Source organism: Paenibacillus sp. FSL M7-0420, from assembly GCF_038002345.1.
Lineage (GTDB): Bacteria > Bacillota > Bacilli > Paenibacillales > Paenibacillaceae > Paenibacillus_AQ.
Window position 1 is genome coordinate 698,717 of record NZ_JBBOCJ010000001.1, and the last position, 22,285, is coordinate 721,001.

Sequence of the window (22,285 nt, forward strand, 5' to 3'; positions counted from 1 at the left end):
TATACGCTTATTTAAGCGTGATGATCAGCTCGCTGATTTTACCGCCTTGTACCTTGAATTCATGAGTGAACTGCTGCGGGGCGGGGACACGGTTCTTATTGAACTCACCCTCCATCTCAGCGGTCACCGCAATGCGGCCCTGGATTTCTTCAATTTCCATAATGGTAAAGCGGACCTTAGCGGAGAACAGCTCGGATTCTCCCCAAGCCGCAATGGCTTCTGTGCCTTCGGCTGACTTCCCGTTATCCTTCACGGTAGCGCCGGGAGCGAACAATTCAATCAGAGCGTCAGGCTGGTATTGGTTCACAGCATTGTAGAAGTCCTGTACCTCAATTGGCAAGGTAACATGTTGATTCATGAATATCTGCCTCCTGTAAGTAGATTAGTGGGGAACGGCATGTCCACCGGAATGAGCCACTAGGCCACCGCTGAAGCGGCAGGTGCCGTGGTCATCCATACACTAACTTAAACGTATCCGGGCATCCGTAAGCAGGAAAAAGAATGGGGCGGGGTTCAGCTTACGGATAGAGCTGGTTCTGCCCGACGAAGGGAGCGGCGTCCTTGCGGAATTCCGAAGGTGAGCAATTCATGACTTTGCGGAACACTTTGATGAAATAGCTGACGTTGTCGAAGCCAACATCCATGGCAATATCGGAGATTTTGCGGTCCCCCTGCTTCAGCAGGGCTGCGGCCTGGCGAACCCGGTAGGAGTTGATGTAATCGACGGGCGTCTTGCGGGTCATGCTTTTGAAAAAACGGCAGAATTGCCCTTCGCTCATCGGAATCAGCCCCGACAGGTCACGAGTACGGATCGGCTCCTGGTAGTTGTCCTGAATATAGAGAATTACCCGCTTCAGGCGGTCAATCTTCGTGGGCTCCGCGCCTTCGGACTGGCTGTGGTTGACGAAGCGCCCCGGCTGCGCAATCTGCGAGAGCATAATCAGCAGGGTCCCTTTCATAAAAGCTTCGAATCCGGGCATTTGTTGATCATAGGCCTTCATCATGCGGTTCAAATGCACCAGCAGCTCCGCCTGCCAGGGAACAGAAGGGGTGAGGTGGCGGGGAAAGCTCTGGCGTTTCTCCTGAAGCGGCAGAATGACGCTCTGCTGGATGGTGTCAAATTGGGCGCTGGCCAGCAGGTCGGGGTGGAAGACAAGGGCGCAGAAGCGGCAGGGGATCTCCGTAAGCGCGTATGCGGCATGGATATCCCCGGATTCAATGAACACGGCCTCACCGGGGCGAAGCGTGAAATAGTCGGTGTCCACCTGAAACAGAATCTCGCCTTCCAGCAGCAGGAAGAACTCGGCTTCCTCATGCCAGTGGGTGTCCAGGACATGCGCTCCGGCGGGAAGGTCGATCCAGTAGGCAGCCAGGGGGAACATGACATCCCCGTGTTCGCGGTCTTCTTTGAGCAAGCGCTGCGAGGTACGGTCCATTAGGGGCCTCCTTATCTGATGACGTCAAAATAGTGTTATAAATGAGCTATATATTATTAGTTTTGAGATTTTATTATCGGTATAATGCAACTATATACACCAAATCGAAGGGTGGCAAGTGCACATATGAAATTTACAGACGGCTTATGGCTGGTTCGTGACGGAATTACAATCAATGGTGCAGTGCAGAACTATGTAGTAGAAAAAACCGAGGAAGGCCTAACCGCCATCACGCAGACGACTCCCATCACGGGACGTTCGGCGACACTCAACTCCACACTGCTGACGGTGAAATTCCATTCCCCGCTTCCGGGCGTGGTAGGCGTCAAAATTATTCATAATGACGGCGTTATTCAGCGCGGACCTTCGTTTGAGCTGACCCAGGGAACGGGTGATCATGTTCAGGTGGAAGAGAGCGAAGCGCAGACCGTGCTGATCAGCGGCGGACTCCGCGTGGTCATCAACAAGGGCACTCACTGGTCTGTGGACTTCTATCGCGGCGACGAGCGGATTACAGGCAGCGGTTACAAATCGATGGCCTACATCACGGATCAGGACGGCAACACGTTCATGCGTGAAGAGCTGGATCTGGGCGTGGGCGAATTCGTGTATGGTCTGGGCGAGCGCTTCACGGCTTTTGTCAAAAATGGACAGGTGGTCGATCTGTGGAACAAGGATGGCGGGACAAGCTCCGAGCAGGCCTACAAGAACGTTCCGTTCTATGTGACCAGCAAGGGCTACGGCGTCTTCGTGAACCAGCCGGAACTCGTCTCGTATGAGATTGCATCTGAGAAGGTGAAGAAGGCCCAGTTCAGCGTCGCCGGAGAGAGCCTGGAATACTTCGTGATTGAAGGGCCGACGATTAAAGAGGTCATCACCAAATATACCTCCCTGACCGGCAAGCCTGCGCTGCCTCCGGCCTGGACCTTTGGCCTGTGGCTGACGACTTCGTTCACTACAGACTACGATGAAGCTACGGTTAACTCCTTCGTGGAGGGGATGGCGGAGCGCGATCTGCCGCTGCATGTGTTCCACTTCGACTGCTTCTGGATGCGTGAATATCAATGGACGGATTTCCAGTGGGATTCCCGTGTGTTCCCGGACCCGGTGGGGATGCTGAAGCGTCTGCACGACAAGGGACTGAAGATCTGCGTCTGGATCAACTCTTATATCGGACAGCGCTCCCCGTTGTTTGAAGAAGGCCGGAAGAACGGTTATCTGCTCAAAAAAGCCAACGGTGACGTCTACCAGACAGACCTCTGGCAAGCGGGCATGGGACTGGTCGACTTCACGAACCCTGCGGCTTGTGAATGGTATGCCGGTTACCTGCGCGACCTGGTGGATATGGGCGTAGACAGCTTTAAGACGGACTTCGGCGAGCGGATTCCCACGGATGTGGTCTATTTCGACGGCTCCGATCCATACAAGATGCATAACTATTATACCCAGTTGTATAACAAGGTTGTATTCGAGGTACTGGAAGAAAAGCTCGGCAAAAATGAAGCTGCCGTGTTCGCACGCTCCGCTACCGCCGGCGGCCAGCAGTTCCCGGTTCACTGGGGCGGCGATTGCTATGCCGACTATGAATCCATGGCAGAGAGCCTGCGCGGCGGCTTGTCGCTCGGCCTGTCCGGCTTCGGCTTCTGGAGCCATGACATCGGCGGGTTCGAGAACACCGCTCCGGCGCATGTCTTCAAGCGCTGGCTGGCCTTCGGCCTGCTCTCCAGCCACAGCCGTCTGCACGGCAGCACCTCGTACCGTGTGCCTTGGGCGTATGACGATGAAGCCGTGGACGTTACCCGCTTCTTCACCAAGCTCAAGTGCAGCCTGATGCCGTACCTGTATGATGTAGCCGGACAGGCACATGAGCAGGGCTGGGCCTCGATGCGGGCCATGGTGATGGAGTTCCCGGAAGATCCGACCTGTGAAGTGCTGGACCGCCAGTACATGCTGGGCGATTCCTTGCTGGTCGCTCCGATCTTCCAGGAGAACGGCGAAGTGAAGTATTACCTGCCGGCCGGCCGCTGGACACACCTGTTGAACGGTGAGACCGTACAGGGCGGAGCATGGCGCAAGGAGAAGCATGACTTCTTCAGCCTGCCGCTGTTCGTGCGTCCGAACACCTTGCTGGCCTTGGGCAGCGAGGACAGCCGTCCGGATTATGATTTTGCCGACGGCGTGAAGTTCGGCCTGTACTCCCTGGAGGACGGCAAGACTACATCGGCAACCGTGCGCGATATCCACGGTGCTCCTGAGCTGAAGGTAGAAGCTGTACGCAGCGGCAGCACTGTAAAGGTTACTGCCGAAGGCAGCGGCAAAGCATTCACCCTGGCGGTGAAGGATCTCGGCGCTATCGCTTCCGTGGAAGGTGCGGAGCAGGTGGATGAGACTACAGTCAAAGTGGGCGCCGGCGAGAAGTCCGTAACGTTCACGATTACGCTGAAATAATTAACTAAATTACCGTGAAATAAGACAACTATAGACTGAATTAACAAACCCGCAAGACTGAATTAACACAACTATAGACCGAATCAACACACCCGCACGCTGGCTTAGCCTATGGCTGTGCCCTTAAGTAACCAAGCTCTCTGATGACAGGGGACATTCGTCTCCTGGATCGGGGAGCTTTTTGGGGATCAGTGCCAATGTGATCGGTTTTTCGATTACAATTGGCTAACGTGGCGTGCCCGTTCCCAATGTGATCGGTTTTTCGATTACATTCGGCCCACGTGTCGTGCCCAGTCCAAATGTGATCGGTTTTTCGATTACAATTGGCCCACGTGGCGTGCTCAGTCCAAATGTGATCGGTTTTTCGATTACAATTGGCCCACGTGGCGTGCCCAGTCCAAATGTGATCGGTATTTCGATTACATTCGGCCCACGTGGCTTGCCCAGTCCCAATGTGATCGGTTTTTCGATTACATTTGGCCCACGCGGCGTGCCCGTTCCCAATGTGATCGGTTTTTCGATTACAATTGGCTAACGTGGCGAGCCCGTTCCCAATGTGATCGGTTTTTCGATTACATTCGGCTAACATGGCGTGCCCAGTTCAAATGTGATCGGTTTTTCGATTACAATGGGCCCACGTGGCATGCCCAGTCCAAATGTGATCGGTTTTTCGATTACATTCGGCTAACATGGCGTGCCATAGAAGTACCGAAGGATTGCCTAAGGAGTGACAAGTTACTGTCAGCATCAGTCGCATCAGATTAGAGGAGTCGATCATTATGAACAATGTTGAGAACAGTCCAAACGGAGTGCTGAGCCAGCCGGAGTTCACCTCCGCTACCGCGCTGTCTACAGCCGCCAATTATATTATGAACGCGCCGGAGCCGTTCACCCATACGTACCGCACCTATATCCGTCTGCGGGAGAACGGGAGCCTGACGCTGAAGTTCTGGCACAGCAATGCGGTGGATTCGACCTGGGACCTGGGCGCGGATGCCGTAGCCAGTGAACCGGGGGGCGAGTGGAGCATCGAAGCGGCATATGTCGCCGATGGCGGAGCCGCGCCGGACGGCAGCGTTGTGCCTGGCTCACAGGTGCCGGTTACCTTCAGCGGCGAACGGTCGCGGCGCGTGGAGCCGGGCGAGCAGTTCTGGAGCGACGAAGCGCTTCTGGAGCTGCCGGAGGGCCATATGCTGGCCTTCACCTGGACCTTGAAGACGGCTGGAGCAGGCAAGTCTTTCCCCTTCAATGTGGAGGGAATGCTGATCTCCGGCTACGATGTGCCGGGCACGTTAGCGGCCAGGGAGTCGGCCGCCGGGTTCAGCGAATCCGATAAGCTCCAGGTGCTTCCAAGCTTCCTGGGCTACAAGAAGGATGTAACGAAGAAACTGATATTCCTCGGCGATTCTATCACGCAGGGGGTACGGACGGCCAAGGATCAATATGAGCACTGGGCGGCAAGAATTGCGGAGGGGCTGGGAACACAGTTCGGCCTGTGGAATATCGGCTCCGGCTGGGGCCGGGCTTACGATGTAGCCACGGACGGCCCTTGGCTGCATAAGGCGCAGCAGGGTGATGAGGTGCTGATCGTGCTGGGCGTGAATGATTTGGATATCGGCCAGCGCTCGGCAGAGGAGCTGCTTACGGACCTTACGCACATTATCTCCCGGATCAAGGAAGCACAGCCGGAGACAGCGGTAATTCTCAGCACGGTGCCGCCCTTCAATTTCGAGGGCGGGCGTGAGACCCATTGGCGCAAAGTGAATGAATGTATCCGCACGAGTCCTCCGGCCGGAGTGGACCGCGTGTTCGACATCGCTGCCGTGCTCTCTGTTGCTGTTCCCGCTGACCACCGGATCAAGCCGGAGTATATGAGCGACGAGTTCGACCCGCATCCGAACGGTGCGGCGGGCAAGGCCGTGGCGGATGCGTTTCTGGCGTGGTACGGGGAATCTGCAACAGGCAGACCGTAACTCTGCCATACTGCCATATAGCTAAACTGCCTCAGCTTAGAAATTACTCCTCGGCATGGAAATACTGCCTCGACAGGGCAGTTGGCAGAAATGTTGTACATTATGCAGCTTAGATTCATGATAACCGGGGGTTAAAGGAAGAATGTTGCAAAAAATACAAGAATAGCTCCGCAGAACCTCCGGGAGGTGGAAAAATACTGCCTTTCCTGCAACAATACTGAATTAATGGCGGCATCAGGAAGGAAATGTTGCATTTCGTGCAGGATTCCATCATCGTGCAGGATTCCATCACAAAGGTACGATTAGAAAAGAGCCTGCATTTTGCAGGCTCTCAGCTTGTCTGCCAGGGTCTTTACATGACCTGGTTCTCTTTTCTTCTCTGAGGAGGCATCCATCATTCACTCAATGCTCCGCCTGATCCCGGTAGTCTTTCGGCGAATGGCCGGTATGCTTCTTGAAGACCTTGCTGAAGTATTTGACGTCGTGGAAGCCGACCATTTCCGAGATCTGGGCCAGCTTGAGGCCCGGATTCTGCATCAGCAGCTTGGCCTTCTCGATGCGGACGCTGACGATGTAGTCGGAGAAGTTGATGCCGTATTCCTGCTTGAACCGGCGTGAGACATACTCGCGGCTGACCTGGAATTTGCCCGCCACCTCCTGAAGGGAGAGGTCGGAGGGGTAATTCTGCTCAATGTATTTTACGATCTCCGTCATCGGGTTCCGCTCTTTCTGCTGCCTGGCCGCGAGCGCCCGGGATAACTGCTGCATGAAGGCAAGGGACCAGTCGCGCCAGGCGAACAGGGAGAAGGAATAGCCGCTGGGCTGCGGAGAGGGGTTCTGCTGGTCCCCGTGCTCAAGCTCAGCCAGCACGTTAGCCGCCTGGCTGCCAAGCGCTTCCCGGACCAGACGGGAGCGAAGCAGCAGCGCATCGGCCTTCCAGTCGTTCAGCATCTGCGGGGTAACCACCCCCCGGCGGCTAAGCTCCTGAGTCCAGTGCTGCGCCGCTGCGGTCAGGGCCTCGGGCGTCCCGCTGATGACCGCCATCCGCCAGTCCTCCTGGACATCGGCGAAGCTCAGCGGGACTGCGGTCTCCCGCTTATTGCGCGGCTTCCCGCCGGGTATCGTCCCCGGCTCCCTGCCCGTCACTGCGCCAGCACCATTGCCTGTCGCCGCACCCGCACCTGACTTCCGGCCTGTCACCTCGCCCGTTCCCGAGCCAGTCAATCCGCCTGTCGCCGCACCCGCACCTGACTTCCGGCTCGTCACCTCGTCCATTCCACTGCCAGTCACTCCGCCTGTCACCGCACCCAAGCCTGGCTTTCCGCCCGTCATCACACCCACATCAGTCCCCCCGCCTGCCACCGTACCCGCTCCCATGCTTGTCCCCCCGCCCGGCAACGCCTCCGCCCCCGCATAATGGCAGTAATCCTCATGCCTAAGCAGATTCCGCCGCAGCAGGGCTTCGGCGGCTTCGGCGCGTCCCGCCGGCAGATGCGCGGGGAAAGCGCCAGGCGTGCTGATTCCGAAATGCATACGGAACTGCAGCGTCAGGAAGATGCCCTGATTCATCCGGCTAATCAGTGAAGTGACAGATTCATGCGGCTCCCAGAGCAGGATGGCAATCTCCGGCGGCCCGCCCCAGTAGCGGAAGGCGATGCCTGTGCCCTGCTGCTGCAGGAATTCGTTGCAGATGTTCACGATGGCGTAGTAGAGCAGCTCGCTGTCGCCGCCGAAGCGCCGCAGCAGCGGATTGTTGCCGCTGTCCGTCTGCACGAGGAGCAGACGCGAAATCTTAATGTCCGGCGGAATGATGCCGTCATGGATCAGGCGGCGCAGCGAGGCCTCGGCATTCACCCTGTCATCGATGAGCGCAGACAGCAGCTTCTCCCCGAAGATCGGCTTGATCTCATTCAGCCGGAGACTCTGGTGCTGGCGGTGGCTGCGTTCCGCCTCCTCGGCCCGCCAGGCGGATACTGCCTTGGAGACCGCGCTGTTAATCATATCCGGCTCAATCGGCTTCAGGATATAATCGATGCCGCCATGGCGGACGGTCTGGCGGACGAAGTCGAAATCATTATGCCCGCTGACCACAATGAACTTGGTGCTGCCTGCGAATTCATCCACCCAGGTCATCAGCTCCAGGCCGCTCCCGGACTCCATCATCATATCCATAATGACCAGCGCAGGCTTCTCCCGGCGGATCAGACCGATGGCCTCATTGCCGTTACCCGCCTCCAGAATCTCCTCAATCTGATGGGCCTCCCAGTCCACCAGCAGGCGGACGGCCTTCCGGACTCTTGCTTCGTCATCTACAATCAGTGCCTTCATATTCGTTCACTCTCCACTTACAATATCGATTTCCAGGCGGATGATTACCCCGCCTGTCTTCAGATTATCCACGGTCAGCAGGGCGTTATCGCCGCAAACCAGCCGCAGCCTGGCCAGCACATTGCCGAGGCCGATGCCCGCGCCCGGTGCATCGCGTCTACTAGGGCTGTCCTGTCCGGCATTCTGCAGCAGCTCCCGTTCTTCAGCGGTGCTGGACTGCTCCAGCTCCTTGCGCAGCGCCTCCAGCCTGCCTGCGGGAATGGGGAGGCCATTGTTGGCGATGCTGATCTCCATCCGCTCCGGAGTAAGCCCGGCCACGTTAATCTCCATATATCCGTCCTGCCGGTCAAGCTGGAAGCCGTGCTTGAAGTAATTCTCCACAATCGGCTGAAGAATCATTTTGGGCATCAGCGCCTGAAGCAGCGGCTCCTCCACCTCAGACCGGAAACTGAACTTATTCTCAAAACGCTCCTTCTGCAACTGGATATACGCTTTGACATGGTCCAGCTCACTCTGGACCGTCACCACCTTCTCATCATTGTACATGCTGTAGCGCATCATTTTGGCCAGAGCCGACAGCAGGCCGTAGATCTGCGGCACCTTCAGCTCCAGGGCCAGCGTACCGATAATCTGGAGAGTGTTGTTCAGGAAATGCGGATTAATCTGGGACTGGAGCGCCCTCAGCTCATTGGTCCGGCTCGCCAGCTCCAGTCTGTACTCCCGCAGAATGAGATTGTTGATCGTGTCCATCATACTGCGGAAATGCTCGGTGACCACCCCGATCTCATCGTTGCCCGCCGGGCGGATCTCAATGTTGAGATTCCCGGTCTGGACCTGATTCATATACCGGGTCAGCTGCTTGATCGGCGCGGTAATCCGGAAGGAGACGAGGATCGTCAGAACAATGATCGTCACCAGCAGCAGCGCCAGCAGCAGCAGGTTGATCGCAGCGGCCTCCTTGGCTTCGCGGAACAGATAGGAGACCGGAATCTGCTTGACGAGCGTCCAGCCGAGGCCGATGCTGTCGATCTTTTGATAGATGAATACAGAGCTGTCCTGTTCAAAATAACCCTGCAGCTGCGTGCTGTCCGCAATCTGGCTGTTATACCAGGCGGCATTCAGCGGTTTGCCGAGCAACCCGGAATCCTGACTGTAGACCAGCCTGCCGCTGCTGTCCACAAGATACAGCTTCTCCTGATCCTGCTCGTACAGCTGGTCCACAATCTCACTGAGGGCTGCCAGCTTCACATCAATTGACAGATAGCCTAGCGCCTGCGAGGTAGGGATACGCTCAATTCTGCGGTGCAGCGTAAAAACCGGCTCCGGTATAAACTGCGTTAACGGCAGCCTCAGCCCGTAAGCGTTGCTCAGATGTGTACTCTGCACGCTTACCGGGGAGCTTCCGCTCAGACTGGACTGGTGGTAGGGTGCACTAGCCAGCCAGCGCTTGGGTGTTGTATTGTCCGTAATCAGCGTAGCCTTCGAATCTTTCACACTGTATAAGTACACCTGTGAGAGGTGGGGCAGGGAGGTGGAGATATAGCTGAGCGAGTTATAGATGGCAATATCGGAGGACAGATCGTCGTACCCTGCTTCAAGCAGCCGGTAGAAATCGCCGTCAGAATACACGTTCAGCGACAGACGATTGAGCTCCTGCAGCAGACTGTCAATGTTTTTGTAGCCTTGATAGAGCAGATTCTTGTTCTCCTCGACCGCCCGGTCCCGCAGTGACTTGGTGGTGTGGGAATAGCTGACATACATTGTAGCCATAATGCAGATTAAGGTGGGCACAAGCAGGAAGACGATCAGCTTCGTGCGGATACTGGTCCATTTCATGGGGCGGGTCACATCCAGGTCAATATTTTACACCCTAAAGATCACTTGCGTAGGTGTAAGAGGCTCTGCAAAAAACAGATAATATCTTTAGATCATAAACAAGTGAGTGAGTAAAAGAAAGGGGGGCCATAACATGCGCGGCAATAAATTGTCCCAGTTTGGTCAGCAGGTATTTTTCGTTGGCCCGGCATTATTGTTTTTTACCTTGATCATGATTATTCCGTTTCTGATGGGGATGTACTACTCCTTCACGGACTGGAACGGCGTATCCGGTAATGTGAGCTGGGTCGGCTTTGAGAATTTTAAAAGTATTTTTACGAATGATCACGACTTCTGGTCATCCTTCTGGTTTACCGTGAGATTCACCGTGCTGGGTGTGATCTTGACTAACATAGTAGGCTTCTTCCTGGCCTATCTGTTGACCAAACCCCTGAAGACACGTAATATGCTCCGGACCATTTTTTTCATGCCGAATGTGATCGGGGGCCTGCTGCTCGGGTTCATCTGGCAGTTCATCTTCATCAAAGGCTTCGCCACGATGGGCGATCTTACGGGCCTGTCCTTCTTCAACCTTCCCTGGCTCGGGGATGCGACCACCGGCTTCTGGGCGATTGTCATGGTCTTCATCTGGCAGTCCTCCGGCTATCTGATGGTCATCTACATCGCTTCGCTCAGCAACGTCTCCAAAGAGGTGCTCGAAGCTGCCGAGATTGACGGCGCCTCCCGGATGCAGGTGCTGCGCAACATTATCGTTCCGCTGATTATGCCTGCGGTTACGATCGGGCTGTTCCTGGCGATCTCCTGGTCCTTCAAGATGTTCGACCTGAACCTCTCGCTGACCAAAGGCGGACCGTTCAAATCGACGGAATCTGTAGCGATGAACATCTATAACGAAGCCTTCCTGAACAACCGTTATGGTCTGGGTACGGCGAAGGCGCTGTTATTCTTCCTCATTGTAGCGCTGATTACGATCATTCAGGTTCGTATAACGAAGAGTAAGGAGGTAGAAGCTTAATGAATGCCAAGACCAAAAGCAGATGGAATATCGGCATTGAAGTGATTATGATCCTTCTGGCGCTTCTGTTCCTCTCTCCGTTCTACTTCCTGCTGGCGAACTCGGTGAAATCCTTCGGCGAGATTCTGAGCGACGCAGCCAGCTGGCCGCAGGCCTTCATGTGGGAGAACTATGCGAATGCGTGGAAGCTGGCCCGGTTCTCCGAAGCCTTCCGCAACTCGCTGATCATTACGATCATCAGTGTAGCGCTGATCTCGCTGTTCAGTGCGATGGCGGCCTACCGCATGGTGCGTGCCAATAACCGGTTCAACCAGATTCTGCTGCTGCTGATGGTAGCGGCGATGGTGGTTCCGTTCCAGACGATTATGATTCCGATCCTGAAGGTTGTGAATGTCCTGGGCGTGAACAACTCCTTCACCGGTCTCATTATCTCCCATCTGGGCCTCAGCATTCCGATGGCGATCTTCCTGTTCCACGGCTTCATCAAGTCCGTGCCGCTGGAGATTGAAGAGGCGGCCACGGTGGATGGCTGTAACCCGGTCTCGGCATTCTTCCGGATTGTATTGCCTCTCTTGAAGCCGATGCTGATGACCATTATCGTGCTCAATGCCCTGGGGATCTGGAATGACTATCTGCTGCCGTCCCTGATTCTCCAGGCACCCGGACTGCGGACGATTCCGCTGGCGACCTTCTCCTTCTTCGGCCAGTATACGAAGCAGTGGGATATGGCACTTCCGGCACTGACCATCGGGATTGCTCCGATCGTCATCTTCTATCTGTTCATGCAGCGTTACATTGTTGAGGGAATAGCGGCTGGCTCGGTGAAGGGTTAATTCACCGGGCTCCCGTTCCACATAAGAAGCAGTTAAATTATTCAAGGGGGAAATATCCAATGAAGAAGAAACATTCTGCACTGATGATGTCATCCGTAATGCTAATGTCAGTAGTGCTCGCAGCTTGCGGCGGCAATGCCGATAAGTCTGCCTCCAATAATGCTTCTAATGGAAGCGCTGGCAACAGCGGCGCTGTGAAGACCGTTAAGATTTTCCAGTTCAAGACCGAGATCGTGGAAGGCCTGAATGAGCTGAAGGTGGAATTTGAGAAGGAACATCCTGACATCAAACTGGATATCCAGACCGTGGGCGGCGGCGCAGACTATGGTGCAGCGCTGAAGACCAAATTCGCTTCCGGCGATGCTCCTGATATTTTCAGTAACGGCGGGTATGCCGAAATGGCACTGTGGGCAGACAAGCTGGAAGACCTGTCGGACCAGCCTTGGGTGAAGGATCTGATTCCACTTGCCGCAGAGCCTATGACCAAGGACGGCAAAACCTACGGGATGCCAATGAACCTTGAAGGCATCGGTTATGTATACAACAAGGACCTGTTCGCCAAGGCCGGGATTACAGAGACGCCAAAAACCATTTCCGAGCTTGAAGAAGCAGCCAAAAAGCTGCAGGCGATTAACGTGACTCCGTTCGGCAACGCCTATCAGGAATGGTGGCTGCTGGGGATTCAGGGGATTAGCGTAGCTTTTGCCCAGCAGGATAATGTGGATGAATTCATCAAGGGTCTGAACGACGGAACTGCATCCATTGTGGGGAATGAGAAGTTCAAGGATTGGAGCAATCTGCTGAACCTGACGGTAAAATACGGCCAGAAGAATCCGCTGACCACTGATGCCAATACTCACCTGGCACTGTTCGCCAAGGGCGAAACGGCTATGATGCAGGAAGGCAACTGGGCACAGACACTGGTAGATAACATTACGCCGGACATGAACATCGGGATGTTCCCGATGCCAATCAACGATGATGCGGCGATGAACGATAAGCTGTCGGTGGGTGTTCCGGCGAACCTGGTGGTGAACAAGGAATCCGGCTCCAAGGAAGAAGCGAAGACGTTCCTGAACTGGCTGGTCACTTCGGATATGGGGAAAGAGTATATCGTGAAGAAATGGAAGTTCATTCCTGCATTGTCCACCATTCCGGCAACCCCTGAGGATATTGGTCTCCTGGGTGCGGATGTCTGGAATTATGTAAAAGAAGGCAAGGTCTATGGACTGCAGGCATCCAAATTCCCTGATGGCGTCACTCAAGAGTTCGCCAGCTCCATTCAGGAATTGATTGCGGGCAAGGTGGATGAAGCCGGCTGGGAGAAGGGCATGCAGGCTGCCTGGGATAAGCTGAAGAAATAATCTGAAAGGGAACAGATTGAATAAAGTGGTTTGGCCGGGACGCTCATGCCCATCTCAGAGAATGAGGTGAGGCGGGGCGTCCTTTATGGTTTTCGGCTAACTGGGGATTGAGGTATACTCGAATCAGAGTCTTGTACATTACGATAAGAGGGAGCTGGGCACAATTCAGGAGCGGAATGATTACAGCAACGTGCAAATCGGTGTCGACTATTATCCTGAGCATTGGGACGAGTCCATATGGGAGAAGGATATCAAGTTAATGAAGGAAACCGGGGTCAAGGTTGTCCGGGTAGCGGAATTTGCCTGGAGCCGGCTGGAACCTTCGGACGGCAGCTTTGACTTCGCCTGGTTGGACCGGGCGCTGGATTTGTTCCATGCGTACGGGATTCAGATTGTGATCGGGACGCCTACAGCAACACCGCCGCGCTGGCTGACCTCGGCTTACCCGGATGTGTTGCCTGTATTCGGCGATGGAAGCGTATTCTATCCCGGTGTGCGCGGTCACCGCTGCTACAACAGCAACTCGCTGCGGAAATATGGCCGCCGGATTGTTGAGGCGCTTGCCCGCCGTTACAGCAGCCACCCTGCGGTTATCGGCTGGCAGACGGATAACGAATTCAGTATGCTGGATTGTCATTGCGACAGCTGCAACCTGGCATTCCGGGACTGGGTTCAGCAGAAGTACGGGACGCTGGAACGGCTTAATTCGGAGTGGGGAACCGTGGTCTGGAGCGGAAGCTACAGCAGCTGGAGTGAACTGACCGTTCCTTATGGCGCTTCACCTTATCAGAACCCTTCACTGCTGCTGGACTTCCAGCGGTTCCAATGGGATTCAGTGATTGCCTTCCAGAAGTCGCAGATTCATGTGCTGCGGGCGATCTGCCCACATCACTTCATCACCCATAACTTTCACAGTTATCCGCAGCGGCTGGATATGCACGGGCTGGCAGAGGAGCTGGATGTGGCGGCCTTCGATTACTATCCGAATCCTTCCCCTAAGAAACAGGCCACTGCACCATACAGCGGGGCCTTATCCCTGGATCTGACGCGAGGGATTAAACGCCGGGGCTTCTGGATCATGGAGCAGCTTAGCGGCCCTCCGGGCTGCTGGTTCCCGATGTGGCGTACTCCGTATCCCGGATTGATCCGTGCATATGCCTGGCAGGCGATTGCCAGAGGTGCGGATACCGTGGTGCATTTCCGCTGGAGAAGCGCAGCCGCCGGAGCAGAGCAGTTCTGGCACGGCCTCATCGACCACAGCAATGTGCCCGGGCGGAGATTTGCCGAATTCGGACAGCTGTGCAGTGAGGTGAATGCTCTGGCTCCGCTGCTGGAAGGGACCGGGGTCATGAGTCAGACAGCTATCCTGTATTCGCACGAGCAGCTGGCTGCGCTTCGGATTCAGCCCCAGGCGGAGGGGCTGGACTATTATGATAACATCAAGCAATATCACCGGGCGTTAACCAAGCGGGGCATCAGCTGTGATGTGGTGGACTGGCGTCAGCCGCTGGAGGGCTACAAGCTGATTATAGTCCCAAGCCTGTACCTGCATGATGAAGAAGCGGCAGGGGCGCTGGAATCCTTTGCGGAAGGCGGCGGCACAGTCATTCTGACGAGCCGAAGCGGTGTGAAGAACATGAATAATATCTGTGTAATGCAGCCTCTTCCCGGGCTGTTCTCGCGTGCGGCCGGCATAACGGTGGAGGAATATGATCCGGTTGGAGACGAGGTTCATACGCTCCGTGATGCTGAAGGGAATCTGTATGCATGCAGCCATTGGTGCGACATTCTTCGTCTGGAGGGAGCGGAGCCGATTGCCTGGTATGAAGATGATTACTATGCCGGAGTTCCTGCAGCTACACTGAACCGCTTCGGGGCGGGTAAGGTATATTATATCGGAACCGATCCCGGGGAGGATTATTGGCTGAAGCTTTTGGGTGATATCGCGCTGGACGCAGAGCTTGAGCAGTTCGCGGAATTACCGGAGGGCGTTCAGGCCTTCAGGCGTACAGGAGAGAACCGGGAGCTGCTGTTCCTGCTGAACCTCAGCCGGACGGCTCAGAGCATCCGGCTGGAGAGGCACTACCGCAGCGCGCTAACCGGCAATCTGGAGACTGGAACCGTCATGCTTCCGCCTTTTGCTGTTCACATCCTGCAAGCTGTAGGCGCTGGCCTGCCGGAAGCTGGGGTCAGGCAGTAGGGTGACGTCTCTTCTCCTGCAGACGGGAGGCCAGGGAGACCACAGGAGCTTTCGGCTGTGGCTTCCGCCTTTCGGCCTGCTGCTTCTGCGCCGCCATAAGCTCCTCTTGGCGGAACCGGCTTAGGAGGTCATGGACAGTTCTGATTTCACTTGTACTGATAGCTATTTCTATGCCATCCGGATTACCGGGCAGCTGGAACTTCCACTTTTTGTTTTCCACTGCTATCACTCCTAGCAATTTTATAGTTGGGGTCTCACGTTCCTGTTATATTTCCATCATAAACGGTGTACCGGATCATGTATAATGAAGGGAAATGATGGTGGCTATCACTGCGGCTGATGGGTGATCCGGGGGGGAGCGATGCGGCGTGGATATGGGTCTTCTCAAAGTGTTTCAAGCGGTTGCCGAAGAAGGAAGTATCTCAAAGGCAGCCCAAAGCCTGAACTATGTACAGTCCAATGTAACCGCGAGAATTCAGCAATTGGAGCAGGAGCTGAAGACTCCGCTGTTCTACCGGCATAGCCGGGGGATCACCTTAACTTCGGCCGGACGGACGTTCATGGAATATACGGTCAAGATCCTTAATCTGCTGGAGGAAGCGAAGCTGGCGGTGCTGGATTCGCCGATTCCCACAGGCTCGATTACGGTCGGCTCGGATACGACGGCAGCAGTGCGGCTGCCTGCTATCCTGTCCACTTACCGCAGGTGCTACCCGGATGTAGAGGTTCATCTGCAGGTCGGACGGGCGGGGGAGCTTATCGAGTCGGTTCTGCAGCATAACGTGCAAGGGGCCTTTATGGACGGACCGGTAGAGCACCCGGAGCTAGTCCAGGAGCTGCTCATTCATGAGCGGATCGGACTGGTAATTCCCGATACGATGGATTATCAGGGAGTCCGCTCTGTTCATGACAAGACTCTGCTGATGCTGAATTCAGAATGTCTGTACCGGAACAGGCTGGAGAGCTGGCTGGCGGAAGAGGGCGGACGGCTGGGCAAGGTGATGGAGTTCGGGACGATGGAGGGACTGCTTGGCTGCGTAAGGGCGGGAATAGGGTATGCGGTGCTGCCGTTATCCTATTTCACCCGGATGAACGTCACGGAGGGGATAAGGATCTATCCGTTTCCCGAGAAGTATGCGGAGGTGCCGACGGTATTCATCCGGCGGCGTGACCTGTATATGACGAGCGCGTTCCGCGAGTTCATAGAAGAGCTGAAGGCGGGGCTGCCGGAAGCGGTGAGCGGGACAGACAGGTTGCAAAGCGGCAGCGGTCCTGTGGAGTAACGGGCAGCAGTGAAGTCATAAGCGTAGCATGAATAAGATGCGAAGCACGCGGTATAGCTGGCTTGTGCACAAACGGATACCGTCCATTTATAAGGAGGGTATCCGTTTCTGTGTGTGTATAGAAAATGTAGATAGCCATCTGCCAGCTGTATGCGAAAAACCGATTACAATCTTGCTTGCTACTCAGTGCAGCTTCCTGAACTGCTCCGGTGTAACCGCCGACTGCTTACGGAAGGTGGCTACGAAATGGCTGACATCGCGGAAGCCGACCAGCTGCGAGATGGCCTTGACGGTCAGCTGGGGCTTCGCAACCAGCAGCTCCTTGCTCTTGCGGATGCGCAGCCGGACGAAATATGCATAGGGCGATAGCCCGAAGGTCTGCAGGAACAGGCTGTTCAGATATCTGCCGGACACCTCAAGCCGGGAGGCGAGATCACTGAGGCCTACCTCGGGATCACCATAATGGCTGTCCATCCATTTCAGCAGCGGCTGAAGCTTGTCTACATTGCGGGAGATTGCCGTGTTGTTATGCAGCTGTCCGTATTTGTTCAGGGTCAGCAGGAACCGGTAGGCATCGCTGGATTCCCCCAGACTGAACATGTCATTCGAAGCATCATGGCGGTCCAGCATCTCCTTCAGCATCCAGCTCAGCGGCGCCCCGCTCTCCCAACGATAGAACAGGCTGGTATTCATCCCGAGCGAATCCAGAATATGCCGGGCTGAGGTCCCGCCGAAGGTGAGATAATAGGTGCGCCAAGTCTCTGAGGAGAGCGCTTCATAGCGGTGCGGTGTCCCCGGCATCAGCAGAATGCCGCTGCCCTCGGTGAGGGTGAGCTTCTTGTTGTCGAAGTGGATCATCCCGCCGCCATGCGCCGTCTGCAGCCAGTGATAGGTGTGATAGCCTTGCGGCCGGGAGACTTGCTCCTGATCAGGGTTATAACCCATACTGTCGAGGGTGATGGGGAGCAGCTGGCCGCTCTCCTGGGCGAATACGATTCTGCGGACGGTATCCAGTGACATTCCGGTTCATCTCCAACTGTTCCATATTATTATATTCCAATTCATTAATATTATATTTATAGCGATAGGGGTAGCGATTAAAATAAGGATATACTTATACTATAAAGGATGTGCGTAGCGTGATCAACGAGAAATTACCTAAGATCTGGTACGGTGGAGATTATAACCCGGAGCAATGGGAGGCCCCGGTCTGGGCGGAGGACGAGCGGATGTTCAAGCTCGCAGGCATAGACGTAGCAACCATTAATGTGTTCTCCTGGGCGCTGATTCAGCCGTCTGAGGATACGTATGATTTCAGTGGTCTGGATGAGTTAATCGACCGCTTATATAAAAACGGCACCTATGTATGTCTGGCTACGGGTACAGGGGCACATCCGGCCTGGATGGCTCACCGCTATCCGGAGGTCACCCGCGTGGATGTTCAGGGCCGGAAGCGTAAATTCGGCGGCCGCCACAACTCCAACCCGAACAGCGCAGTCTACCGCAAATATGCGGCCCTGCTGGCCGGTAAGCTGGCTGAGCGCTATAAGGATCACCCGGGCCTGGTGGCCTGGCATATCTCCAATGAATATGGGGGATATGATTACTCCGAGCAGTCCGAGGCTGCTTTTCGTGTCTGGTTGAAGGAACGTTACGGAACGCTCGATGCGCTCAACAAAGCCTGGAACACCCGGTTCTGGGGCCATACCTTCTATGACTGGGAGGAAATCGTTGTTCCGAATGAACTCAGTGAAGAGTGGGGCGGTAACCGGACCAACTTCCAGGGAATTTCTCTGGACTACCGCAGATTCATGTCGGATAGCCTGCTGGAATGCTACATCCTCGAATATGAAGCAATCAAACAGCACAGCACGAACATTCCGGTTACAACCAACATGATGGGCTTCTACCCGGAGCTGGATTATTTCAAGTGGGCGAAACATCTGGATGTAATCTCCTGGGATAACTATCCGGCACTGGACACACCGGTCAGCCATACGGCGATGACGCATGATCTTATGCGCGGCCTGAAGAACGGACAGCCGTTCATGCTGATGGAGCAGACGCCAAGCCAGCAGAACTGGCAGCCGTACAATTCCCTGAAGCGCCCCGGCGTCATGCGCCTCTGGAGCTATCAGGCGGTAGCACGCGGTGCTGACACTGTGCTGTTCTTCCAGCTGCGGCGGTCCATCGGCGCTTGCGAGAAATACCACGGAGCGGTCATTGAGCATGTAGGGCATGAGCATACCCGCGTATTCCGCGAATGTGCTGAGCTGGGCCGGGAGCTGGAGAGCTTGGGCAGCGAGCTGCTGGATGCACGCAGCGCGGCGCAGATCGGGATTATTTACGACTGGGAGAACCGCTGGGCGCTTGATCTCTCCAGCGGCCCGTCTGTTGCACTGAAATATGTGGACGAGGTCCATAAGTATTATGATGCGCTCTATCAGCAGAATATTGAAGCGGATATGATCGGCGTAGAAGAAGATCTGTTGAGATACAAGATTGTCATTGCACCGGTGCTGTATATGGTGAAGCCGGGCTTCGCCGAGAAGGTCGAAGCCTTCGTCCAGGCTGGCGGCACCTTCATTACGACGTATTTCAGCGGGATTGTAAATGAGAATGATCTGGTTACGGTTGGCGGGTATCCGGGAGAGCTGCGCAAGGTGCTGGGGATCTGGTCCGAGGAGATCGATGCCCTGCTGCCGGACATGAGCAATGAAATCGTGATGAACAAGGAGTGGGGATCACTTAACCGTTCATATAGCTGCGATCTGCTCTGTGACCTGATTCATCCCGAAGGCGCAGAGGTGCTCGCCCAGTATGGCGCGGATTTCTATAAAGGTATGCCGGCCCTGACGGTGAACAGCTTCGGCGCAGGCAAAGCCTATTATGTGGCCACAAGTCCCGATGCGGCCTTCCTGCGCGGCTTCCTGGCTAACCTGTGCGCCGATAAAGGCATTGCGCCGCTGGTCAGCGCGCCGGAAGGTATTGAGTCCGTCCAGCGTGTGAAAGACGGCGTATCCTATCTGTTCCTGCTGAACCATTCAGCAGAGGAGCTTCGTGCGGATATCGGTACCCTAGAGCGGACCGATCTGATTACCGGCAGCAAGTTCAGCGGCTCCACTCCAGTTCCCGGGCGTGGTGTGCTGATTCTCTCAGACAAACAGTAAGGTGCGAAAAAGCTGTCCCGAAGGCCGTTCATTAGACACGGCTGCTGGGACAGCTTTTTTTAGAACAGACTCACTTAACGGGATTACCCTATTGAGTGAAGGAGCCGAAGTCTGTTATCTTCAGATCAATAGTGACATGAATAGGAGTCCGGCTGAACACCTCGTCCCAGCGCTCCTCCAGCTTCTTCCATAAGGCGGGCTCCTGAATGCTGAGCCTGGTGGAGAAGCCGCCCACATCTGCTTTGTAATCCGACTGCAGCTTGTGAAGCATACTCGTCATCATCCGCTCGAGCCGCTCCTTGAACAGCTTCTCTGCTTTTTGGGGAAGATGGGTGGCCGCAGGGTATTCCTCTACGTTCCAGGTCTCGCTTAGCCTTCCTTCCGTTGTGAGCTTGACGTCGAAGGATAGCTGGCCGCCGTCTGCTTTGGCAGTGATTTTACTCTTCATGGACTTGAGTTCATAGGTAATCGGCTCATTGCTCCAGTCGTAGGTCTTGATGACGCCGCTTTGCCCCCCGTTGGTCAGCCAGCTCAGACATTCGGTTTCCTCCTGATTCAGCGCCCCCACCCAGTGTCCGGTATCCCCCTTGATGACTCCGGCTCCCGAGAATTCTACCTCACCATTCGCCGTTACCAGGTTCTGCAGCGCATAACTGCGTTTGGAGAACATATTGGCATCCATTTTCGATAAAATAACAGGGTCCAGCACCTTGCTGGTTCTCTTCTGATTACGCAGCATATCTCTGATATGAAAGGCAGGAATTTCATTTTTTTGCTTCGTGACCATAGTGTCTGCTGCCCGGCCTTGGCTTATGAACACCATCGTACTGGGACGGATGTCATTATCCCGAAGCACGAAATCCATTAACTGGTTTATACTTTGCTGCTTGAGCAGCTCACTGGAGATCACAATTACCTTGAGGTGGTGGCCGATGATCGGCCGTTCACGCAGAATCGAATATTGACGGAAAATCTCCAGCACAGAATCTCCGGTTCCGGATACATTCATATAGGGTGCACTACTGCTGGTGCCGCCTTGTTTATCTGCTCCACCCACGGAGTTAGCCGGAACCATCTGCACAGTGGCGGTAATCTTATTCTTTTTATAATAAGTAGCGCCCTTGTCCTCCAGCTCCTGTTCTGTAGGCGTGAACTCTCCGATATCCAGAGCCAGGCCGGCGTATAGGGCCAAATCCTCAATCTCTTTACTGCTCCAGCAGGAGGTCAGTGTGGCAAGCATCAGCAGCGAACACAGCAGGAGGAGGATTCGTCTAGACATGCTGCTTCAGCCCCTTCACCCGGATGAGCCAGACGACGGAGAGCAGGACAGGCACCAGCAGGAACAATACCAGCCCTATCTTGCCTATGGTATCCCCGAGTGCGAACAGGTCGCTTAAGGACTTCGGCAGCATCGCCGAAATGAACAGAAGCGGAACCAGCGCATATATAATCGGATGGACCTTAAGCTTGAAAATCTGGGAGAGACCCAGTGAGGACTGGAAAAAGAAGCTGCTGAAGTTGCAGAACATCTGCATCAGCCAAATGACCATGAACGGGAATTCCAAACGCTCGAAGAAAAATCCCGGCACCTCAAAGCTGCGCAATAGATCAATAGTGGGCCAGGTGCTGGTAATGGCGGAATCAATAGAGATGCCTCCGATCACTACAATAATGGTCAGGAAATAGATGGCCAGCAGGATGCTCAGGCCGCCAAGCATAGCTTTGACAGCCTTTTTGGGGTCATCCATGAACGCCACAAGCGTCATGGTGACTTCACAGCCGGTGAATACAAGTACAGTGGATTTGAGTCCTGCGAATACAGGGGACCACCCACTGCCGAGCACAGGACGCAGATTATCGATATCGAACATCCGCAGGCTGAGCACGAAGGAGATGAGCAGAATCATGATGCTGATCGGAAAAACAATGGTGTAGACACGGGCAATAGAGTTGATGCCTCCGTACACCAGGTAGGTGCTCAGCCAGAGAAAAGGAAGAATTACTGCCCAGATCGGAGTCCCTTCCAGCAGAAAAAACAGGGTAACCTCGGCCAGTGTACGGATCTCAAAGCCGGCGATAGTGATGAAGTACAGGATTAACAGCATGGACAGAATGCCGCCGACGAACCGGCCGGTCAGCAACCTTGAGTACTGAAAGACGGTTTTTCCCGGAAATTGCTGGCTGATCTTCACCATAAGAAGAACTGCCAGCATTACAATGGCCCCGCCGAGCAGGGTGGAGATCCAGCCATCCGGAGTTCCGACACTCTTGCTCACGCTGCGCGGCAGTGTGAGCACACCCGCGCCCAGCAGGGTATTGTTCAGGAAAATGGCCGTTTGTGTAGCCGTGATTTTATCATCCGTACGTATGAACATACTGCATTCCTCCTTATACCAGGC

16 protein-coding genes are annotated in these 22,285 nt (G+C 55.0%); 8 read left to right on the forward strand and 8 right to left on the reverse strand.

Annotated features, from left to right (window positions below; translation table 11 throughout):
* Positions 1 to 7 precede the first annotated feature (7 nt).
* Positions 8 to 358 (reverse strand): nuclear transport factor 2 family protein, encoded by a 351-nt coding sequence (locus MKX51_RS03015; protein WP_051494108.1) that lies wholly within the window; start codon positions 356 to 358, stop codon positions 8 to 10.
* 160 nt (positions 359 to 518) lie between these two features.
* The gene (locus MKX51_RS03020; protein ID WP_340991154.1) at positions 519 to 1,436 is read right to left on the reverse strand and encodes an AraC family transcriptional regulator; all 918 of its coding nucleotides are present in this window, start codon (positions 1,434 to 1,436) and stop codon (positions 519 to 521) included.
* A gap of 126 nt (positions 1,437 to 1,562) precedes the next feature.
* Between MKX51_RS03020 and yicI the strand changes: the two genes are divergently transcribed.
* Both yicI and MKX51_RS03030 read left to right on the forward strand, forming a co-directional pair.
* On the forward strand, positions 1,563 to 3,884 hold the full coding sequence (gene yicI / locus MKX51_RS03025) for an alpha-xylosidase (protein WP_340991155.1): 2,322 nt from the start codon (positions 1,563 to 1,565) through the stop codon (positions 3,882 to 3,884).
* Between the two features lie 779 nt (positions 3,885 to 4,663).
* Positions 4,664 to 5,857: an SGNH/GDSL hydrolase family protein gene (locus MKX51_RS03030; protein WP_340991156.1), complete on the forward strand. Its 1,194-nt coding sequence runs from the start codon at positions 4,664 to 4,666 to the stop codon at positions 5,855 to 5,857.
* Positions 5,858 to 6,259: 402 nt separating this feature from the next.
* On the opposite strand, the gene MKX51_RS03035 is transcribed toward MKX51_RS03030, so the two are convergent.
* Complete coding sequence (locus MKX51_RS03035; protein ID WP_340991157.1) at positions 6,260 to 8,185, reverse strand: helix-turn-helix domain-containing protein; 1,926 nt, start codon at positions 8,183 to 8,185, stop codon at positions 6,260 to 6,262.
* A gap of 6 nt (positions 8,186 to 8,191) precedes the next feature.
* Complete coding sequence (locus MKX51_RS03040) at positions 8,192 to 10,021, reverse strand: sensor histidine kinase (RefSeq protein WP_340991158.1); 1,830 nt, start codon at positions 10,019 to 10,021, stop codon at positions 8,192 to 8,194.
* A 133-nt stretch (positions 10,022 to 10,154) separates the two neighbouring features.
* Between MKX51_RS03040 and MKX51_RS03045 the strand changes: the two genes are divergently transcribed.
* The 4 genes from MKX51_RS03045 (at position 10,155) to MKX51_RS03060 (ending at position 15,433) form a co-directional block, all read left to right on the forward strand.
* Positions 10,155 to 11,036, forward strand: a complete 882-nt coding sequence (locus tag MKX51_RS03045) for a carbohydrate ABC transporter permease (RefSeq protein WP_340944014.1) — start codon at positions 10,155 to 10,157, stop codon at positions 11,034 to 11,036.
* Complete coding sequence (locus MKX51_RS03050) at positions 11,036 to 11,869, forward strand: carbohydrate ABC transporter permease (protein WP_340944013.1); 834 nt, start codon at positions 11,036 to 11,038, stop codon at positions 11,867 to 11,869. The genes MKX51_RS03045 and MKX51_RS03050 overlap by 1 nt, the downstream gene beginning before the upstream one ends.
* A 59-nt stretch (positions 11,870 to 11,928) precedes the next feature.
* The gene (locus MKX51_RS03055) at positions 11,929 to 13,233 is read left to right on the forward strand and encodes an ABC transporter substrate-binding protein (RefSeq protein ID WP_340944012.1); all 1,305 of its coding nucleotides are present in this window, start codon (positions 11,929 to 11,931) and stop codon (positions 13,231 to 13,233) included.
* A 190-nt stretch (positions 13,234 to 13,423) separates the two neighbouring features.
* Positions 13,424 to 15,433: a beta-galactosidase gene (locus tag MKX51_RS03060; protein WP_340991159.1), complete on the forward strand. Its 2,010-nt coding sequence runs from the start codon at positions 13,424 to 13,426 to the stop codon at positions 15,431 to 15,433.
* Here the strand turns inward: MKX51_RS03060 and MKX51_RS03065 are convergent.
* Entirely contained in the window at positions 15,423 to 15,653 is a 231-nt protein-coding gene (locus tag MKX51_RS03065) for a hypothetical protein (RefSeq protein ID WP_340991160.1), read from the reverse strand. The genes MKX51_RS03060 and MKX51_RS03065 overlap by 11 nt on opposite strands.
* A 154-nt stretch (positions 15,654 to 15,807) precedes the next feature.
* Between MKX51_RS03065 and MKX51_RS03070 the strand changes: the two genes are divergently transcribed.
* On the forward strand, positions 15,808 to 16,716 hold the full coding sequence (locus MKX51_RS03070; protein WP_340995480.1) for a LysR family transcriptional regulator: 909 nt from the start codon (positions 15,808 to 15,810) through the stop codon (positions 16,714 to 16,716).
* A gap of 183 nt (positions 16,717 to 16,899) precedes the next feature.
* Here the strand turns inward: MKX51_RS03070 and MKX51_RS03075 are convergent, their stop codons facing one another.
* Positions 16,900 to 17,736, reverse strand: a complete 837-nt coding sequence (locus MKX51_RS03075) for an AraC family transcriptional regulator (protein WP_340944006.1) — start codon at positions 17,734 to 17,736, stop codon at positions 16,900 to 16,902.
* Between the two features lie 119 nt (positions 17,737 to 17,855).
* Between MKX51_RS03075 and MKX51_RS03080 the strand changes: the two genes are divergently transcribed.
* On the forward strand, positions 17,856 to 19,886 hold the full coding sequence (locus MKX51_RS03080) for a beta-galactosidase (protein ID WP_340991161.1): 2,031 nt from the start codon (positions 17,856 to 17,858) through the stop codon (positions 19,884 to 19,886).
* Between the two features lie 88 nt (positions 19,887 to 19,974).
* On the opposite strand, the gene MKX51_RS03085 is transcribed toward MKX51_RS03080, so the two are convergent.
* Both MKX51_RS03085 and MKX51_RS03090 read right to left on the reverse strand, forming a co-directional pair.
* Positions 19,975 to 21,165: a Ger(x)C family spore germination protein gene (locus MKX51_RS03085; protein WP_340991162.1), complete on the reverse strand. Its 1,191-nt coding sequence runs from the start codon at positions 21,163 to 21,165 to the stop codon at positions 19,975 to 19,977.
* Entirely contained in the window at positions 21,158 to 22,261 is a 1,104-nt protein-coding gene (locus tag MKX51_RS03090; protein ID WP_340944002.1) for a GerAB/ArcD/ProY family transporter, read from the reverse strand. Before MKX51_RS03090 ends, MKX51_RS03085 begins: the two co-directional genes overlap by 8 nt.
* Between the last annotated feature and the right edge of the window lie 24 nt (positions 22,262 to 22,285).

What these genes read in the sequence shown, in the direction of transcription:
- MKX51_RS03055 (WP_340944012.1), top strand. Translation starts at nt 11,929, where the DNA reads ATGAAGAAGAAACATTCTGCACTGATGATGTCATCCGTAATGCTAATG.
- MKX51_RS03015 (WP_051494108.1), bottom strand. Translation starts at nt 358, where the DNA reads ATGAATCAACATGTTACCTTGCCAATTGAGGTACAGGACTTCTACAAT.
- MKX51_RS03075 (WP_340944006.1), bottom strand. Translation starts at nt 17,736, where the DNA reads ATGTCACTGGATACCGTCCGCAGAATCGTATTCGCCCAGGAGAGCGGC.
- MKX51_RS03035 (WP_340991157.1), bottom strand. Translation starts at nt 8,185, where the DNA reads ATGAAGGCACTGATTGTAGATGACGAAGCAAGAGTCCGGAAGGCCGTC.
- MKX51_RS03040 (WP_340991158.1), bottom strand. Translation starts at nt 10,021, where the DNA reads ATGAAATGGACCAGTATCCGCACGAAGCTGATCGTCTTCCTGCTTGTG.
- MKX51_RS03070 (WP_340995480.1), top strand. Translation starts at nt 15,808, where the DNA reads ATGGGTCTTCTCAAAGTGTTTCAAGCGGTTGCCGAAGAAGGAAGTATC.
- MKX51_RS03020 (WP_340991154.1), bottom strand. Translation starts at nt 1,436, where the DNA reads ATGGACCGTACCTCGCAGCGCTTGCTCAAAGAAGACCGCGAACACGGG.
- yicI (WP_340991155.1), top strand. Translation starts at nt 1,563, where the DNA reads ATGAAATTTACAGACGGCTTATGGCTGGTTCGTGACGGAATTACAATC.
- MKX51_RS03030 (WP_340991156.1), top strand. Translation starts at nt 4,664, where the DNA reads ATGAACAATGTTGAGAACAGTCCAAACGGAGTGCTGAGCCAGCCGGAG.
- MKX51_RS03085 (WP_340991162.1), bottom strand. Translation starts at nt 21,165, where the DNA reads ATGTCTAGACGAATCCTCCTCCTGCTGTGTTCGCTGCTGATGCTTGCC.
- MKX51_RS03090 (WP_340944002.1), bottom strand. Translation starts at nt 22,261, where the DNA reads ATGTTCATACGTACGGATGATAAAATCACGGCTACACAAACGGCCATT.
- MKX51_RS03050 (WP_340944013.1), top strand. Translation starts at nt 11,036, where the DNA reads ATGAATGCCAAGACCAAAAGCAGATGGAATATCGGCATTGAAGTGATT.
- MKX51_RS03045 (WP_340944014.1), top strand. Translation starts at nt 10,155, where the DNA reads ATGCGCGGCAATAAATTGTCCCAGTTTGGTCAGCAGGTATTTTTCGTT.